This window comes from Kitasatospora sp. Root107 (genome assembly GCF_001424875.1).
Classification (GTDB): domain Bacteria; phylum Actinomycetota; class Actinomycetes; order Streptomycetales; family Streptomycetaceae; genus Kitasatospora.
The window spans coordinates 265,503-281,561 of the sequence record NZ_LMCT01000001.1 but is presented as its reverse complement, the minus strand read 5'-3'; the positions used below and the strand labels follow the sequence as shown (position 1 = coordinate 281,561).

Here is a 16,059-nt window from a genome sequence, read left to right as displayed (position 1 = left end):
ATGTCGAAGTTCCTCCCCGCCCGCTTCCGTCCCACTGGGACGGGGGCGGGCGGTGCCGCCGAGTCGTTCGCCGTGGTACCCGGCGCCCGGGTCGAGAACGTCCGCCAACTGGTGGTCAAACTCGCCTGGATGCTGCTCTGGATGGTCTACCTCTACTACCCCGTGGAGGACCTGCTCGGCGACGAGCACACGCTGGCGGGCAAGATCGCCGGCTGGATCGCGCTGACCCTCTTCCTGTGCGCCTACCTGGGCATGGTGGCGGTCCGCTCGATGGCCTCCCCGCACTGGCACGGCGGGCTGGCGGTGGCGGTGCTGATGCTGGTGCTCGCGCTGGTCACCTCGCTCTCCTTCGGGGTGCCCTGGCTGGTGCTCTTCACCTACACCTCGGTCTGTGTCGGAGCGGTGCTGCCGCCCAGACTCGGTCTGATCGGGGTGGCCGGGATCACCGCGATCGCGGTCCTGATCGCCCTGCTGATCCACACCGAGCGGGACACCATGGCGGCGATCGTGCTGCCCTGTTTCCTCAGCGGGCTGGCCATGAACGGCCTGCAGCGGCTGATCAGCACCATGCGCGAACTCCGCGAGGCCCGGGCCACGGTGGCCCACCTGGCGGCCTCGGAGGAGCGGCTGCGGCTGGCCCGCGACCTGCACGACCTGCTCGGCCACTCGCTCTCACTGATCACCATCAAGGCCCAGCTGGCCGGCCGGCTGCTCGACCAGGAGAAGGGCGAGGCGGGCCGGGCCCAGGTGGACGACATCGAGCAGGTCGCCCGGCAGGCGCTGACCGACGTCCGGGAGGCGATCGGCGGCTTCCGGCGCCCGACCCTGGCGGTCGAACTGGCCGCCGCTCGCAGCGCCCTGACGTCGGCTCAGATCACGGTCGAGGCCGACCCGGCGATCGCCGACCCGCAGCCCGGCCTGGAGGCCCCGGAGGCCGCCGTGTTGGCCTGGGCGCTCCGGGAGGCGGTCACCAACGTGGTCCGGCACGGCCAGGGCGCCACCAGGTGCGGCATCGGACTCGACCGCACCTGGGAGGAGGACGGCAGCCGGTTCGCCGTCCTGGAGGTCAGCGACAACGGCCGCGGACCGGGCAAGTCGGCGGCCGGCAACGGACTTTCGGGCCTGCAGGAGCGGCTCGCGCTGGTCGGCGGCCGCCTCGAGACCGGCCCGGGGGCGCGGGGGAAGGGATTCCGCTTGCGGGCCCTGGTCCCGGTCCGGGCGGTGGCCGATAGTGTGCCCGGATGATCAGGGTGCTGTTGGCCGAGGACCAGGGAATGGTGCGGGAGGCGCTGGCCGCGCTGCTCTCGCTCGAGGGCGATATCGAGGTGGTCGCCCAAGTGGCGCGTGGCGACGAGGTGGTGGCCGCGGTGCTGGACCATCAGGTCCAGGTCGCCGTACTGGACATCGAGATGCCCGGGATGACCGGCATCGAGGCGGCGGCGGAGCTCCGCCGGGCCGCACCCGGCACCCGGGTGGTGATCGCCACCACCTTCGGGCGGCCCGGCTACCTGCGCCGCGCGATGGAGGCCGGGGCGGACGCCTTCCTGGTCAAGGACGCCCCCGCGGCGGAGCTCGCGGAGGCGGTCCGGCGGGTGCTCCGGGGTGAGCGGGTGATCGACCCGACGCTGGCCGCGGCGGCGCTGGCCGAGGGTGCCAACCCGCTGACGGCGAGGGAGCGGGACGTGCTCGGGGCGGCGGCGGACGGGGCGGTGAACGCGGAGATCGCGGCGCGGTTGCATCTGTCCGAGGGGACGGTGCGGAACTATCTCTCGATGGCGATCCAGAAGACCTCGGCGCGGAACCGGGCCGAAGCGGTGCGGGTGGCCCGGGAGAAAGGGTGGCTCTAGGAACAGCGAAAGTGCCTGACCATTTACGTACGGATCACCTTTTTTGAGGTCGGCGTCGCAGTTCCCCGAGCCCCTGATGGCTGATGCCCGGAGCGCAGGTGCCCGGAGCAGCCCCTCAGTTGAGGCGGTGGCGGGCGGCGCGGGCTTCGTGGCGGGTGCGGGTGGCGCCGTCGGGGTCGAAGGCGTCGAGGATCTCCGCGTAGGCGTCCATCTCGGCGGCGCCTGCGATGAAGTCTCCGGTGCGGACCAGGAGTTGGGCGCGTTCCAGGCGGAGCTGGGCGGGGTGGCGGGGGAGCAGCAGGGAGAGTTCGGTGGCCCAGAGCTGGGTGCGGGCGTGTTCGGGGCGGTCGGCGGCCCAGCTACGGATGTTGCCGAGGATCCGCAGGACGACGTCCAACGGCTGTGCGGGGGAGAGCATTTCGGGGGAGAAGTGGTGCCCGGCATCGGTGGCCAGCCGGGCCACGTCGGGCAGGTCGAGCAGCCGGCCGCCGTGGTACGGGTCCGCCAGGACGTACTCCTCGCCGCCGGCCGGGTCTCCCACCGCGACGATGAAGTGGCCCGGCAGCGCCACGCCGTGGGCGGTCAGCCCGGCTCGGCGGGCCACGGTCTGCCAGACCAGCGAGAGCATGATCGGCAGGCCACGCCGCCGCCGCAGCACGTCCGGCAGTAGCGAGGACTCCAGCCGCCCGTAGTCGGCCGGCCGCCCGTGGAACCGTTCCCGGCCGCCGAGCACGGCCGCCAGCAGCGCGGCGACCTCGTCGGCCCCGGCCGGCGCCCGCTCGCTCACTGCCAGCCGGACGGCCGCGGCGTGCCGGTCGAGGGCGGCCTGACAGGCCGCCACCAGCTCGTCCAGGGTGGGCGGTTCGGAGCCGTCGGAGGGCGGCTCGGCCAGCGTGTGCTCGGCGGCGGCGAGCACACAGAGCAGCACCGGGTCAGGGTTGTCGGCCCTGGCCTCGGCGCGGAAACGTGTACGGCTCTGCTCGGTCACGGTCCACACTCTCCGGTGACGCTACCGCCGGGGCAGGCCGGCGTAGTGGTAAGTGTGACTGGTGGTGAAGCCCAGTCGATCGTAGAGCGCGATTGCGCCGGTATTCGTCACCTCGACCTGGAGGTAGGCGCCGGTGGCGCCCTCCTCGGCGGCGCGGGCCGCCAGCACGGCCATCATGGTGGAGGCCAGCCCGGTCCGGCGGGCGTGCGGGTCCACCTCGATCGCACCGAAGCAGGCCCAGGGGCCGTCGATGACGCACCGTCCGATCGCGATCGGCGGTTGCCCCGGCAGGCCGGGCACGGTGCCGAACCAGACCGAGGGCCCGCCGTGCAGCACCTGGCGGGCGGCCCGTTCGACCTCGGGGTCGCCGGTGACCCGGCGGTACCGGGAGAGCCAGTCGGCGTCGGCGGTCCGGGAGAGCCGTACCCGGTCGTGCCCCGAGCCGAGCTTCACCAGCGTGGCCAGCGGGGCGGTGCGGACCGTGGTCGGGGCCTCCTCGGCACCGAGCCGGGCGAGCTCGGCGGCCAGCTCGGGCGGTGAGCCCGGAGTGGTCACCTCGAAGAAGGCGGGCAGGCCGCGCGCGGCGTACCAGTCCTGGACCGCGCGCAGCGCCTCGGGCAGCGGCAGGCCCGGATCGCCGAGCGTCTGGACCGAGTTGGCCCGCCGGGTGAAACCGGCGGAGGCACGCAGGGTCCACTCGCCGAGCGGCTCCTGCTCGACCGCAGGCCAGCCCCGGGCGGCGATCCGCTGGAGCTCGACCGGGGAACTGACGGGCAGTGGAGCGCGGCGCGCCGGGAACAGCGGCACCGGCTTGCCGGCCACCAGCAGCTTCTCCGGAAAGGAGACGTCAGGGCCGGTCCTGGGCACCACGGTGAGGCCGTTATCGTCCCAACGGGCGAGCACGCCGATCACATCGCGGAACACCGGACGGTCGTTCACCAGCTCCGAAATACGCCGTACGGAGACCCGTCGCCCCACGTCAGAGCGGTTGAGCCGGACCTCGGGACGGCCTCCGGCGACGGTTCCATCCATCATCAAGGGCACCTCCTGTGCATTTGCGGTCTCTGACCCGCGATACTAGGGGCGGGCATCGACGACGCCGCGCGTATCCGCGCACGCAAGCAATTAGTTTGGGCTGCCACGCCCAACCGAGGAGGAACGACAGCGTGACCTACGTCATCGCGCAGCCTTGTGTCGACGTCAAGGACAAGGCGTGCATCGAAGAGTGCCCTGTTGACTGCATCTACGAGGGCCAGCGTTCGCTCTACATCCACCCGGACGAGTGTGTCGACTGCGGCGCCTGCGAGCCGGTCTGCCCGGTCGAGGCGATCTTCTACGAGGACGACACCCCGGAGGAGTGGAAGGACTACTACAAGGCCAACGTCGAGTTCTTCGACGACCTGGGCTCCCCGGGCGGCGCCTCGAAGCTCGGCCTGATCGACTCGGACCACCCGTTCATCGCGGCCCTCCCGCCGCAGAACGCCGACAGCGGCCACTGAGCAGTGAGCACCGAAGACACCACGCACGCGCCGCTTCCGGGTCACCCGGGGGCGGCGCGCCGCGTCTCAGACCTGTTGCCCACGTTCCCCTGGGACAAGCTGGAGCCGTACAAGCGGACGGCCTCGGCGCACCCGGACGGACTCTGCGACTTCTCCGTCGGCACCCCGGTCGACCCGGTCCCCGACGTGATCCAGAAGGCGCTGGCGGCTTCCAGCGACACGCCCGGCTACCCGACGGTCTGGGGCCCGGTGGCGCTCCGCGAGGCGATCGCCGGCTGGCTGCGTCGCCGGCTCGGGGCCGAGATCGGTCCGGACGCGATCCTGCCGACCATCGGCTCCAAGGAACTGGTGGCCTGGCTGCCCGGCCAGTTGGGGCTCGGCCCCGGCGACCAGGTGGCCTACCCGACGCTGGCCTACCCGACCTACGAGGTGGGCGCCCGGCTGTGCGGGGCCGAGCCGGTCGCGTACGACTCGGTGGACGAGCTCGACCCGGCCCGGGTCCGGCTGCTCTGGCTCAACTCGCCGTCCAACCCGACCGGTCGGGTGCTGACGGCCGACCAGCTCCGGCACGCCGTGGCCTGGGCCCGGGAGCACCGGGTGCTGCTGGTCAGCGACGAGTGCTACCTGGAGCTCGGCTGGGAGGCCGACCCGGTCTCGGTGCTGAACCAGGACGTCTGTGGCGGCGACCACGAGGGCCTGCTCGTGGTGCACTCGCTCTCCAAGCGGTCCAACCTGGCCGGCTACCGCGCCTCCTTCGTGGCCGGAGACCCGGTGGTGGTCCGGGAGTTGCTGGAGATCCGCAAGCACGGCGGGATGATCGTGCCCGCCCCGGTGCAGGCCGCGACTGTCGCGGCGCTGGCCGACGACGCGCACGTGGCCGAGCAGCGCGAGCGGTACGCGGCTCGCCGTTCGGCGCTGCGGGCGGCACTGGAGGCGTACGGCTTCCGGGTCGAGCACTCCGAGGCCAGCCTGTACCTGTGGGTGACCCAGGACCGGCCGTGCTGGGACACCGTGGCGGAACTGGCCGAACTGGGCATCCTGGTGGCGCCCGGGGACTTCTACGGCCCTGCGGGTGACCGCTTCGTCCGAGTGGCCTTCACCGCCACCGACGAACGCGTCGCATCCGCCGTGGCCCGCCTCAAGCACTAGGCACACGGTGCACCCACCAGGGGCTCGGGGAACTGCGACGCCGACCCCTGCAAGGTGATCGTCGCGTAGGTGGTCAGGCACTTTCGCAGTGACCCCGGCGCCAGATCTCCTCGCCCCGCGGCGGATCCGCAAGTCAGCAGAGCCCCGAGCCCCTGGATAGTGCAAGTTTGGGCGCTGCGAAAAAGTGAGGGGCCCCTACCGACGCCGGTAGGGGCCCCTCACTGATGGAGGGTCAGCCGCCGATCGGCAGGCCACCGAGCGGGAGGCCCCCGCCGAGCAGGCCGGTCACCGAGCCGAGCGGGTTGCCCGCGCCGCCGAGGCGGTTGCTGCCGTCGGTCGGGTCCTGGGTGTCGACCGGGAGCTTGCCGGTGTCGGGCAGGACGTTGCCCAGACCGGCCGGGAGGGCGCCGGTGAGCTGGTGGGTGTCCGGCATGCCGCCGGTCGGCAGGGCGCTGGAGGCGAGGCCGGTGAGCGAGCCCGAGGTGAGCTGGCCGAGCGGCAGGCCGGGCATGGCGGCGCTGCGGGTGCCGGCTGCGGGGGAGCCCGGCAGGTGCGGCACCTTGTCGGTGACGGCGGGGGCGAGCCGGTCGACCAGGGCGGGGGCGGCCTTGCCCGCGACCGCGGCCAGGACGCCTGCGGTCTCGGTGGTCTTGGCGGCCGGGGCGGCCACCTTGCCGAGGGTCTGGTCGGCGTCCGGCAGGGCGCCGGCGACGGCCTTGCCCGCGACGTCCGCGGTGGCGGGGACGCCGGTCTGCACGGTGGCCGCGGTGGTGTCGGCGGCGGCGTTGCCCGCGTCGTGGGTGGCCCCCTGGAGCGTCGCGTTCGGGTTGTCGAGCTGGCTCAGCCCGGCCCCCAGGTCGGTCGGCGGCACCAGGTCGGCGGCGGACGCTGCGCCTGCTGCGGCCATCGGGGTCGCGACGGCGGCAACGAGCAGCGCGGCCTGGGCGATCCGGCGCGTGAGGGGGAGAGACATGGTGCTCCTAAGAGGTGAGGTCCCCCCGGCTGTGCACGTGCTCGGGCCAGGGGTGTCCGTCGGGCGGACGACGTTATTACCGCTGGAGCCGCCAGAAGGTTTCGCCGACCGAAGGTCAAGGGTCGGTAAAGATCGGACGATCCTCTTTCGGATATTCGGGACATTTCGCCCAGCTCGCACAGGGGTGGCGAAACGTCACACCTCTTGGCGTACAAGGAAAGTACGGAGACGGCCGATCAGGCCGCCCGGCCGCCCGGTGCCGTCCACCGGGATTGACCGGAATCACCCGGTCGGCCGGTGGTAGCTCACCAGTGCGTCAACCGGCTTTCGGGGCACCCAGTGTGACCAGCACCCGGTCCGCGCCGACGCCCTCGGCCCCCTTCGACTGCCAGCCGTCGGCGGGCTTGTCGACCTTCCAGACCTTGCCGTCGTAGGACACCTGACCGATCCCCAGGTCTCCGGCCTGGGCCACCGCCCACTGGGCCAGCGCCCAGCCGGTCTGCCGCTGCGTGGCACCGGCCTGCGGAGCCATCGCCAGCACCGTCCGGGTCTCCTTGCCGGCCGGCGGGACCGGCGTGGTGGTGACCAGCTTGCCGAACTCGCGGCGGGCCCGGTCGGCCAGACCCGGCTGCTGCTGCTCCTCGTTGGCCGCCGCGGTGGTGGCCGCCAGGTCGTGCACCACGCAGTTCAGTGCGGCGGGCTCCCGGCCGGTCAGGGCCGAGGCGAGCAGGGTCGCGTTGGTCTCGTGCTTGGCGTACGCCTGCGGGAAGCCGCTGCGCTGCACCTCCTGTGCCGCGTCGGTGAGCGGCAGCCGGGCGTAGCCGTTCACCTTGACCAGGCCGTCCAGGAACTTGTTGGTGGCGTACACCGGGTCCTTGATCTGCTCGACGGTGCCCCAGCCCTGCGACGGGCGCTGCTGGAACAGGCCGACCGAGTCGCGGTCGCCGCCGTCCAGGTTGTGGATCTTCGACTCCTGCATCGCGGTGGCCAGCGCGATGGTGACGGCCCGTTCGGGCAGGCCCCGGGAGAGCGCCACGGCGGTGATGGTGGCGGCGTTGGCGGCCTGGGCGAGTTCGAGGTCGCCCTTGCCCGTCCCGGTGGCCACCGTGCAGCCCTCGGGAGGCGGCATCAGCTTGTCCCGGTTGAGAAAGAGCACGGTGCCCGCGAGCACAGCGAGCGCGGTGAGCCCGATCAGCACCCGGCGCACCGGCCGGTGCCGACGGCCCGTCGTCTCCTCTGCCGCAGTCTCGGTCACCACAACCCCTCTCGCTTCGCGTTCCCGCCCGGACACCGTACCCACTCGGACGGCTGTGCGGTGGCGGTGGTTGCAGCGGCGGATACTACGCTGGCCGCCATGACCAGCCCTGACATCTCCCTGCACCAGAGCCTCGACCTCGGCCTCGACGGCGGCACGCTGACCGCCAGGCTGGTCGACTTCCCCTCCGTGAGCGGGAGCGAGGGGCCGCTCGCCGACGCGGTGGAGGCGGCGCTCCGGGCGTACCCGCACCTGACCGTCGACCGGTTCGGCAACAACGTGGTGGCCCGGACGAACCTGGGCCGGGCCGAGCGGGTGCTGCTGGCCGGGCACCTGGACACCGTGCCGATCGCCGACAACGTGCCCTCGCACGTCGAGGGCGACCTGCTCTACGGCTGCGGCACCTCCGACATGAAGTCCGGCGTCGCCGTGCAGCTCCGGCTGGCCGCCACCCTGCCCGACCCGAACCGCGACCTCACCTACGTGTTCTACGACTGCGAGGAGATCGAGGCGTCCCGCAACGGCCTCGGCCACCTGGTGGACCGTCATCCCGACTGGCTGGCAGCCGACTTCGCGGTCCTGCTGGAGCCCAGCGGTGCGATGGTCGAGGGCGGCTGCCAGGGCACCCTGCGGGTGGACGTGAGGCTGACCGGCACCCGGGCCCACTCGGCCCGCAGCTGGCTCGGCGACAACGCCATCCACAAGGCCGGCGAGGTGCTGCGGCGGCTCTCCGAGTACCAGCCGCGCTCCGTCGTGATCGACGGCCTGGAGTACCGCGAGGGCCTGAATGCCAACCTGATCAGCGGCGGGGTGGCGGCCAACGTGATCCCGGACGAGTGCGTGGTGCACGTCAACTTCCGCTACGCGCCGGACCGTTCGGAGCAGCAGGCCGAAGCGCACGTCCGGGAGGTGCTGGCGGGCTTCGAGGTGGTGGTCACCGACTCCGCCCCCGGCGCGCTGCCCGGTCTCGACCAGCCCGCCGCCCGGGCCTTCCTGGCGGCGGTCGGCGGCGAGGCCAGGGCCAAGTTCGGCTGGACCGACGTGGCCCGGTTCAGCGCCCTCGGCGTCCCGGCGGTCAACTACGGCCCCGGCGACCCGAATCTGGCGCACAAGCGCGAGGAGCACTGCTCGCTCACCGCCATCGCCGAGGTCGAGGACCGGCTGCGGGCCTGGCTGACGGCCAACTGACCGTCACCCGGCGTACCTTCCGTTGTTCCCCGAAAACGGGGAACAACGGGCGTAGGGTTTCGTCATGACAGGCACTGGAGACGAAAAGCACTACGGGGACAGCCCTGACCAGGGCCAGGACCCCAAGCGGAAGAACGTTCCGGAGAAGCGGAAGGGCCCGGTCCTGCTCCGTCGCGACCAGGTCGGCACCAGCACCACCGACCAGCGGCTGCTGGACACCACAGGACCGACCGACTGGCTGCACACCGACCCCTGGCGGGTCTGGCGGATCACCTCCGAGTTCGTCGAAGGCTTCGGCGCGCTGGCCGAACTCCCGCCCGCGATCAGCGTGTTCGGCTCGGCCCGGACCCCGGTCGACTCCCCCGAGTACGCGGCCGGGGTGGCCATCGGCCGGGCCCTGGTGGACGCGGGCTACGCGGTGATCACCGGCGGCGGGCCCGGCGCCATGGAGGCGGCCAACCGGGGTGCGTCCGAGGCCGGCGGCCTCTCGGTCGGGCTCGGCATCGAGCTGCCCTTCGAGCAGGGGCTGAACGAGTTCGTCGACCTCGGGCTGAACTTCCGGTATTTCTTCGTCCGGAAGACGATGTTCGTGAAGTACGCGCAGGGGTTCGTGGTGCTGCCGGGCGGCCTCGGCACACTGGACGAGCTGTTCGAGGCGCTCACCCTGGTGCAGACGAAGAAGGTCACCCGGTTCCCGGTGATCCTGTTCGGCTCGGCGTACTGGGGCGGGCTGGTCGACTGGCTGCGGGACACGTTGGTGGCGCAGGGCAAGGCGAGCGCGCACGACCTGGAGCTCTTCCACGTGGTGGACGAGATCGACGAGGTCCTCAAGATCATCGCGGAGAACCGGCGGCCGACCGACGAGATCTAGGCAGGCGCTCAGCCGGTTACGGTCCAGGGGCTCGGGGCCCTGCTGATGTGCGGCTCCGCCGCGGGGCGAGGAGATCTGGCGCCGGGGTCACGTACGAAAGTGCCTGACCATTTACGTACGGATCACCTTTTTCGAGGTCGGCGTCGCAGTTCCCCGAGCCCCTGGTCAGCTCCGGCTGAGCGTCAGGCGAGCCCGCGGCGGGCGACGGCCGGGGGGCGGGTGCCCTGGATGGCGGCGACCATGTCGAGGACCTGGCGGGTCTCGGCGACCTGGTGGGCGCGGTAGATCCGGGCGCCGAGCCAGGCGGAGACCGCAGTGGTGGCCAGGGTGCCGAGCAGGCGTTCGTCGACCGGGCGGTCCAGGGTCTCGCCGACGAAGTCCTTGTTGGAGAGCGAGACCAGCACCGGGAAGCCGGTCGCGGTCATCTCCGGCAGGCGGCGGGTGGCCTCCAGCGAGTGCCGGGTGTTCTTGCCGAAGTCGTGCCCCGGGTCGATGATCAGCGCGTCCCGCCGCACCCCGAGCCCGGCGGCCCGCTCGGCCAGCCCGACGGTGACCCGCAGGATGTCGGCCATCACGTCCTCGTACCCGACCCGGTGCGGCCTGGTCCGGGGCTCCGCCCCGCCCGCGTGGGTGCAGACCAGCCCGACGTCGTACCGGGCCGCGACCTCGGCCAGCTTCGGGTCGACCCCGCCCCAGGCGTCGTTCAGCAGGTCGGCGCCGACCTCGCAGACCGCCTCGCCGACCTCGTGCCGCCAGGTGTCGACGCTGATCACGGCCTCAGGGTGACGCTTCCTCAGCTCGGCCACGAACGGGACGGTCCGGCGCAGTTCCTCCTCGACCGTCACCTCCTCGCCGGGCCCGGCCTTCACTCCGCCGATGTCCAGGATCGCCGCACCCTCGGCCACCGCCCGGTCGGCGGCGGCGAACGCGGCCTCGTCGGCGAAGGTCGCGCCGCGGTCGAAGAACGAGTCGGGAGTGCGGTTGACGATGGCCATGATCACCAGTTCGTCCTCGCCGAATTCGCGTGGGCCCAGACGGAGTGCCACCGGTGTCTCCTCCACAGCTCGCCCGGGTGCAATGATGGGCCCCGGTCTGTTCGGGGACCATGATCCCATCTCGGGCCCTCTCCTACGGAGCACGCCGCCCGCCCGACGTGCTCCGTAGGAGAGGGCCCGGCTAGGTCCACTGGAAGGTACTGGAGGACAGCTCGTGTTCTGGTTGGTCGTGGTGGCGATGGCCGTGGTGGTCGGTGGAACCGCACTGGTGGCGCTGGGTGGTGGCGGGACTCTTCCCGAGGCGGTGCACGACCGGATCGCGGCGCGGCTGCCGCAGGACCGGCCGCTGAGCCGGACGGACGTGGACGAGATCCGGCTGCCGATGGCGGTGCGCGGCTATCGGATGGACGAGGTGGACGACGTGCTCGACCGGCTCGGCGCCGAGCTCGCGCTCCGCGACACCCGGATCTCCGAGCTGGAGGCCGCCGCAGTGCTGGTCGGCGCGGTGGTGGCGAACACGCCCGAGGGCGAGGAGCCGTTGCCCGGCCTGGAGGAGTTCGCCAAGGTGACGCACGGGACGCACGCGACGGACGTGGTGGACGTGACGAAGCGCCAGGACGGCGAGGCCGGGCAGTGACCGGAGCGGTGCTGGGCGCCGACGGCCTGCTGCGCTGCGGCTGGGGCGACTCGGCGGACGACTACCGGGTCTACCACGACACCGAGTGGGGCCGTCCGGTGCACGGCGACGACGCGCTGTTCGAGCGGGTCGCCCTGGAGGCGTTCCAGTCCGGGCTGTCCTGGATCACCATTCTGCGCCGCCGGGAGGGGTTCCGGGCCGCGTTCGCCGGCTTCGAGATCGCCAAGGTGGCGGAGTTCGACGAGGCGGACGCCGAGCGGCTGCTCCAGGATCCCGGCATCATCCGGAACCGTGCCAAGATCGCGGCCACCATCGCCAACGCCCGGGTCGCACGCGAGCTGGACGGCGGACTGGACGCGCTGATCTGGCAGTTCGCGGTCGAGCCCGGCTCCCGGCCGGCGCCGCGGATCCTCGCGGACGTACCGGCGGTGACGCCGGAGTCCACGGCGCTGGCCAAGGAGCTCAAGAAGCAGGGCTTCCGCTTCGTCGGGCCGACCACGGCGTACGCGCTGATGCAGGCGTGCGGGCTGGTCAACGACCACCTGATCGACTGTCACGCGCGCTGAACTTTTCTGCAGGGGCGCCCGGTTGCACTATCCAGGGGCTCGGGGAACTGCGACGCCAACCTCTGGAGCGTTCAACGTGCCTACTGGGTCAGGCACTTTCGCAGTGACCCGCACGCCAGATCTCCTCGCAGTTCCCCGAGCCCCTGACCGTAGATGCTGAAGCACCTGCGAAGGCTTACCGCCCGAGGTAGACCGGCTGTTGCTTGGCGACGAAGGCATTGACCGCGATGCGGTGGTCCTCGCTGGCGCCCGCCAGGGTCTGGAGCTCGTCCTCCTTGTCGAGGAGTTCGCTCAGCGTGTGGGTGGCCCCGTACGCCAGGGCGGTCTTGATCGCGCCGAGCGCGACCGTCGGACCCTGCGCCAGGCGCTGGGCGAACTCCCGGGCGGTGGCGGCCAGTTCGGCGGACGGGACGACCTTGGTGGCCAGCCCGAGTTCGGCCGCCTCGGCCGCCTTCACGGTGCGCGGGAACATCAGCAGTTCGGTGGCCCGGGCGTGCCCGACCAGCCGGGGCAGGGTCCAGGAGGCGCCCGAGTCGGCGGTCAGCGCGACCCCGGCGAACGAGGTGTTGAAGCCCGCGGTGTCGGCCACGATCCGGAAGTCGCAGGCGAAGGCCAGCGAGGCCCCGGCGCCGGCGGCGACCCCGCCGACCGCCGCGACGGTCGGCTTGTTCATCCCGGCCAGCGCCCGGACCAGTGGGTTGTAGTGCTCGGCGACGGTCTTCAGCGGCGCGTCGCTGGTGCCCAGCAGTCCGAGGTGCTCCTTGAGGTCCTGACCGACGCAGAAGGCCTTCTCGCCCGCACCGGTGAGCAGCACGGCCCGGACGGCGCTGTCCTCGGCCGCCGCGATCACGGCGTCCCGCAGTGCCACCTTGGTGGCGATGTCCAGGGCGTTCATCGCCTCGGGCCGGTTGATGGTGATGACGGCCAGGCCGCCGTCGTGTTCGAACAGCACGGAGTCGGACATGGGCGAGGGCTCCCTGGGGGTCGAGGGTGGGACGAAGTCAGCATGCCCGAGCACCACGGGTGCCGGGGAGTGTGAGGTCGGGCACCTTTTGGCGGTGTCGCCGGAGCAGTGCCGCCGGGGCTTCTGGCGGGTAATGCGGTGCTCTGGGCGGGTGTGGTCGGCGGTGCGGAGAGAGTGACGTTGGTCATCAAGCCATCTGATGCGGGATAATGGCTTCCGATCAATGCGTTCGATACCGGCGGTGGACGGACTGCCGGGACGTAGCTGAGCGGTTGCAGGAAGGGGAACGAGCATGGCGGCCATGAAGCCGCGGACGGGTGACGGCCCGCTCGAGGTCACCAAGGAGGGGCGGGGCATCATCATGCGAGTGCCGCTCGAAGGCGGCGGACGCCTCGTAGTGGAGCTCACGCCGGATGAGGCGAGCGCCCTGGGTGACGCCCTGAAGGCGGCCACCGGCTGACCCAGCGGGTGCCCTGCGTTCTCCCTGGAGACACGCGTACGACGCCGAGCCCGGCTCCGGATCACCGGAGCCGGGCTCGGTGCTGTCCGGGGCCGGATCGTGCCGGGGTCAGCGCTTCACGGCGCAGAGCAGGCCGTCGCTGACCGGCAGCAGGGCGGGCAGCAGTAGGTCGCTCTCCCGGACGTCCCGGACCAGTTCGCGGACGGCTCGGGTCTGCGGGTCGCGGTGGTTCGGTTCGGCCAACCGGCCCTCCTGGAACACTCCTTCGAAGCAGACCACGCCGCCCGGTCGGAGCAGGCGCAACGATTCTGCAAGGTACGACTGCGATTCGGCCGGGTCGCCGTCGCAGAAGACCAGGTCGTACTGACCGTCCGCCAGCCGGGGCAGCACGTCCAGGGCCCGGCCGGGGATGAAGCGCGCCCGGTTCGGGGCGAAGCCGGCCGCGTGGTACGCCTCCCGGGCGTACTGCTGGCGGACCGGCTCCAGGTCGACGGTGGTCAGCACGCCGTCAGGACGCATCCCGCGCAGCAGGTAGACCCCCGAGACGCCGGTGCCGGTGCCCACCTCGGCGATCGCCTTGGCGTCCACGGCGGCGGCCAGCAGCCGTAGCGTGGCGCCACCGCTCGGCCCGATCGCCCGGATGCCGGCCCGCGCGGACTGGGCCCTGGCATAGGTCAACACCGCGTCCTCGCCGACGTAGGTGTCGGCGAGAGCCGCGTGCGCGGGCCCGAACTCGGTGATGGCTGCCTCTTCCGGAGCGCCTGATGTCGATATTTCCAGCCACAGATTACTGGCCGGGCGGGAACCGCGTTCGAAGACCGGCCGTTGACCCTGAAGGGAAGTGGTGATCGGCCCATGGAGCGGGTGCTCCCAGGGCGGGAATCGGTGCTTTATCCGGAGCTGACGGGTGAGGTGGATATGGTGGTGGCCCTGCTGGGCAGAAGAGCCGACCGAGGAGGTGTGGCTGAGGGCGACGTCCTGACGCCGTGGCACCTGAGCGGCTCTACGTCGGCCCGTACGCCGAAGCCCGTGATGAACCAGCCTGTGCCCTCCCCCCTGGACAAGTCGACCGCAGCCGACACCGTGGTGGCCGACGCCCCCGCCCCGCTCGCGACCTTCGCCGAGGGCCCCGACGCGCAGACCTGGACGCCGCCGAGTTGGGCGGAGATCGTCGAGGCGCACAGCGCCCGGGTGTACCGGCTGGCCTACCGCCTGACGGGCAATCAGCACGACGCCGAGGACCTGACCCAGGAGGTCTTCGTCCGGGTGTTCCGCTCGCTCTCCACCTACACCCCCGGCACCTTCGAGGGCTGGCTGCACCGGATCACCACCAACCTGTTCCTGGACATGGTGCGCCGCCGCCAGCGGATCCGTTTCGACGCGCTCGGCGACGACGCGGCCGAGCGGCTGCCGAGCCGTGAGCCGAGCCCGGCCCAGCACTTCAGCGACACCCACTTCGACGCCGACGTCCAGCAGGCGCTGGACACCCTGGCCCCTGAGTTCCGCGCTGCCGTGGTGCTCTGCGACATCGAGGGCCTCAGCTACGAGGAGATCGCCGCGACCCTGGGCGTCAAGCTCGGGACGGTGCGCAGCCGGATCCACCGCGGCCGTTCGCACCTGCGTGCCGCGCTCAAGCACCGCGCCCCGGGGTCCGCTCCGGGCCGGGTGCGCCGGGGCGGGGCCGAGCCGGTGGCGGTGGGTGCCGAGCCCGCCGGGGCCGATCGGGGGTCGGCGTGACCTCCGCCGAACCCACCGGCCGGGCCAGGCGAGGCTCCGGCTGGGCCCAACTCGGCCGTCGGGCCGAGCCGGTGACGGAGCTTCGGGCGGTCCCGCTGCGGGCCGCCGCCGAGCCGCTCGCTGAGCAGCACCACCTCGGTGACCGGCTCTCCGCCTTCGTCGACGGCGAGCTGGACCACGACGCCCGCGAGCGGGTCCAGGCCCACCTGGCCACCTGCCCCGACTGCCTCGCCGAGGCGGACGAGAGCCGGGCCGCCAAGCAGCTGCTGACCCGTAGTGCCGCTCCCGACCCCTCCTCGCTGCTGATGGCCCGGCTGCTCGCGGTCGCCGCGCTGCCCGAGGACGACGAGCATCCCGGTGGCCCTTCCGTGCCCGGCGCGGGGACGCTCGGTGGCAGCCGGCTGACCGGCGGTTCGTTCGGCCGGGGTGCCGGGTCCTCGTTCGGGTCCGGAGCCCTCGGCGCCGGCGCCCCCCTGCCGGGGGTGGACCCGAGGGCCCGCCGCTCGTTCCGTCCGCTGGCGGCGGCGGCCGAGTCGCCGATGGCCCGCTCCGCGCCGCTCGGCCGGCGGTTCGTCTTCGCGGCGGCCGGGGCCTTCTCGGTCGCGGCGGTCACCCTGGGCGGGGTCTCCGCGGTCTCCGGTGAGGAACAGCACGGCACGGTCTCCCCGGTGAGCGGTCCCGGCGGCGGCTCCGTGGTGCTCCCGGTGGACTTCCCCGCGGCGTACCCCGTGCGGACGCCCGGCGGGCTGATGGCGGCGCTGCCCAGTTGGCAGCCGGGCGCGGAGGCCGTCCGCAATCCCGTCGCGCCGCAGCACTACCTCCGCTGATCCACCGCGGCGGGCTGCTCGGGGCCTGCTTCTTTGCCACAGCTTCATCAAGCTGGGGCCTTGGGACACGCCGGTGGCCATTACTCTGTACTGACGCTGTCCA

18 protein-coding genes are annotated in these 16,059 nt (G+C 72.4%); 11 read left to right on the top strand and 7 right to left on the bottom strand.

Going from position 1 to position 16,059, the window contains the following annotated elements:
• Together ASC99_RS01235 and ASC99_RS01230 are read left to right on the top strand one after the other, a co-directional pair.
• Complete coding sequence (locus ASC99_RS01235) at positions 1-1,245, top strand: sensor histidine kinase (RefSeq protein WP_157531322.1); 1,245 nt, start codon at positions 1-3, stop codon at positions 1,243-1,245.
• A complete protein-coding gene (locus tag ASC99_RS01230) occupies positions 1,242-1,847 on the top strand; it encodes a response regulator transcription factor (RefSeq protein WP_057227157.1) in 606 nt (201 codons plus the stop codon). Before ASC99_RS01235 ends, ASC99_RS01230 begins: the two co-directional genes overlap by 4 nt.
• Positions 1,848-1,962: 115 nt before the next feature.
• Here the strand turns inward: ASC99_RS01230 and ASC99_RS01225 are convergent, their stop codons facing one another.
• Positions 1,963-2,835 carry a transglutaminase-like domain-containing protein gene (locus ASC99_RS01225; protein WP_082597988.1) on the bottom strand — a complete coding sequence of 291 codons (873 nt, stop codon included), beginning with the start codon at positions 2,833-2,835 and terminating at the stop codon, positions 1,963-1,965.
• A 21-nt stretch (positions 2,836-2,856) separates the two neighbouring features.
• Positions 2,857-3,870, bottom strand: coding sequence for a GNAT family N-acetyltransferase (locus ASC99_RS01220; RefSeq protein ID WP_369824284.1), 1,014 nt, complete (start codon positions 3,868-3,870; stop codon positions 2,857-2,859).
• A 131-nt stretch (positions 3,871-4,001) separates the two neighbouring features.
• On the opposite strand from ASC99_RS01220, the gene fdxA reads away from it, so the two are divergent.
• On the top strand, positions 4,002-4,334 hold the full coding sequence (fdxA, locus tag ASC99_RS01215; RefSeq protein ID WP_057227153.1) for a ferredoxin: 333 nt from the start codon (positions 4,002-4,004) through the stop codon (positions 4,332-4,334).
• Between the two features lie 3 nt (positions 4,335-4,337).
• A complete protein-coding gene (gene dapC / locus ASC99_RS01210; RefSeq protein WP_057227151.1) occupies positions 4,338-5,483 on the top strand; it encodes a succinyldiaminopimelate transaminase in 1,146 nt (381 codons plus the stop codon).
• Between the two features lie 232 nt (positions 5,484-5,715).
• Here dapC and ASC99_RS40020 read toward each other — a convergent pair whose 3' ends face one another.
• Together ASC99_RS40020 and ASC99_RS01200 are read right to left on the bottom strand one after the other, a co-directional pair.
• Entirely contained in the window at positions 5,716-6,456 is a 741-nt protein-coding gene (locus ASC99_RS40020; RefSeq protein ID WP_057227148.1) for a hypothetical protein, read from the bottom strand.
• Positions 6,457-6,772: 316 nt separating this feature from the next.
• Positions 6,773-7,711 carry a hypothetical protein gene (locus ASC99_RS01200; RefSeq protein WP_235502747.1) on the bottom strand — a complete coding sequence of 313 codons (939 nt, stop codon included), beginning with the start codon at positions 7,709-7,711 and terminating at the stop codon, positions 6,773-6,775.
• 99 nt (positions 7,712-7,810) lie between these two features.
• On the opposite strand from ASC99_RS01200, the gene dapE reads away from it, so the two are divergent.
• Together dapE and ASC99_RS01190 are read left to right on the top strand one after the other, a co-directional pair.
• Positions 7,811-8,899, top strand: coding sequence for a succinyl-diaminopimelate desuccinylase (gene dapE, locus ASC99_RS01195; protein ID WP_057227143.1), 1,089 nt, complete (start codon positions 7,811-7,813; stop codon positions 8,897-8,899).
• Between the two features lie 64 nt (positions 8,900-8,963).
• Complete coding sequence (locus ASC99_RS01190) at positions 8,964-9,770, top strand: TIGR00730 family Rossman fold protein (RefSeq protein ID WP_057227141.1); 807 nt, start codon at positions 8,964-8,966, stop codon at positions 9,768-9,770.
• Between the two features lie 182 nt (positions 9,771-9,952).
• On the opposite strand, the gene folP is transcribed toward ASC99_RS01190, so the two are convergent.
• Positions 9,953-10,765, bottom strand: coding sequence for a dihydropteroate synthase (folP, locus tag ASC99_RS01185; RefSeq protein ID WP_057227982.1), 813 nt, complete (start codon positions 10,763-10,765; stop codon positions 9,953-9,955).
• A gap of 214 nt (positions 10,766-10,979) precedes the next feature.
• On the opposite strand from folP, the gene ASC99_RS36590 reads away from it, so the two are divergent.
• Together ASC99_RS36590 and ASC99_RS01175 are read left to right on the top strand one after the other, a co-directional pair.
• Positions 10,980-11,402: a DivIVA domain-containing protein gene (locus tag ASC99_RS36590; RefSeq protein WP_063856947.1), complete on the top strand. Its 423-nt coding sequence runs from the start codon at positions 10,980-10,982 to the stop codon at positions 11,400-11,402.
• A complete protein-coding gene (locus ASC99_RS01175; protein WP_057227139.1) occupies positions 11,399-11,968 on the top strand; it encodes a DNA-3-methyladenine glycosylase I in 570 nt (189 codons plus the stop codon). The genes ASC99_RS36590 and ASC99_RS01175 overlap by 4 nt, the downstream gene beginning before the upstream one ends.
• 175 nt (positions 11,969-12,143) lie before the next feature.
• On the opposite strand, the gene ASC99_RS01170 is transcribed toward ASC99_RS01175, so the two are convergent.
• Positions 12,144-12,932, bottom strand: a complete 789-nt coding sequence (locus tag ASC99_RS01170; protein WP_057227137.1) for an enoyl-CoA hydratase-related protein — start codon at positions 12,930-12,932, stop codon at positions 12,144-12,146.
• Between the two features lie 292 nt (positions 12,933-13,224).
• Here ASC99_RS01170 and ASC99_RS36825 point away from each other — a divergent pair, with 292 nt between their 5' ends.
• On the top strand, positions 13,225-13,392 hold the full coding sequence (locus ASC99_RS36825) for a DUF3117 domain-containing protein (protein WP_082597987.1): 168 nt from the start codon (positions 13,225-13,227) through the stop codon (positions 13,390-13,392).
• 108 nt (positions 13,393-13,500) lie between these two features.
• Here the strand turns inward: ASC99_RS36825 and ASC99_RS01165 are convergent, their stop codons facing one another.
• Positions 13,501-14,133, bottom strand: a complete 633-nt coding sequence (locus tag ASC99_RS01165) for an O-methyltransferase (RefSeq protein WP_057227980.1) — start codon at positions 14,131-14,133, stop codon at positions 13,501-13,503.
• Positions 14,134-14,424: 291 nt separating this feature from the next.
• Here ASC99_RS01165 and sigE point away from each other — a divergent pair, with 291 nt between their 5' ends.
• Complete coding sequence (gene sigE, locus ASC99_RS01160; protein ID WP_157531351.1) at positions 14,425-15,129, top strand: RNA polymerase sigma factor SigE; 705 nt, start codon at positions 14,425-14,427, stop codon at positions 15,127-15,129.
• Complete coding sequence (locus ASC99_RS38215; protein ID WP_057227135.1) at positions 15,126-15,956, top strand: zf-HC2 domain-containing protein; 831 nt, start codon at positions 15,126-15,128, stop codon at positions 15,954-15,956. Before sigE ends, ASC99_RS38215 begins: the two co-directional genes overlap by 4 nt.
• Positions 15,957-16,059: the final 103 nt, after the last annotated feature.

Excerpts from the sequence above, each read along its gene's own strand:
- ASC99_RS01235 (WP_157531322.1), top strand. The coding sequence starts at position 1 with ATGTCGAAGTTCCTCCCCGCCCGCTTCCGTCCCACTGGGACGGGGGCG.
- ASC99_RS01230 (WP_057227157.1), top strand. The coding sequence starts at position 1,242 with ATGATCAGGGTGCTGTTGGCCGAGGACCAGGGAATGGTGCGGGAGGCG.
- ASC99_RS01220 (WP_369824284.1), bottom strand. The coding sequence starts at position 3,870 with ATGATGGATGGAACCGTCGCCGGAGGCCGTCCCGAGGTCCGGCTCAAC.
- ASC99_RS40020 (WP_057227148.1), bottom strand. The coding sequence starts at position 6,456 with ATGTCTCTCCCCCTCACGCGCCGGATCGCCCAGGCCGCGCTGCTCGTT.
- dapE (WP_057227143.1), top strand. The coding sequence starts at position 7,811 with ATGACCAGCCCTGACATCTCCCTGCACCAGAGCCTCGACCTCGGCCTC.
- ASC99_RS01190 (WP_057227141.1), top strand. The coding sequence starts at position 8,964 with ATGACAGGCACTGGAGACGAAAAGCACTACGGGGACAGCCCTGACCAG.
- folP (WP_057227982.1), bottom strand. The coding sequence starts at position 10,765 with ATGGCCATCGTCAACCGCACTCCCGACTCGTTCTTCGACCGCGGCGCG.
- ASC99_RS01170 (WP_057227137.1), bottom strand. The coding sequence starts at position 12,932 with ATGTCCGACTCCGTGCTGTTCGAACACGACGGCGGCCTGGCCGTCATC.
- ASC99_RS36825 (WP_082597987.1), top strand. The coding sequence starts at position 13,225 with ATGGCGGCCATGAAGCCGCGGACGGGTGACGGCCCGCTCGAGGTCACC.
- sigE (WP_157531351.1), top strand. The coding sequence starts at position 14,425 with ATGAACCAGCCTGTGCCCTCCCCCCTGGACAAGTCGACCGCAGCCGAC.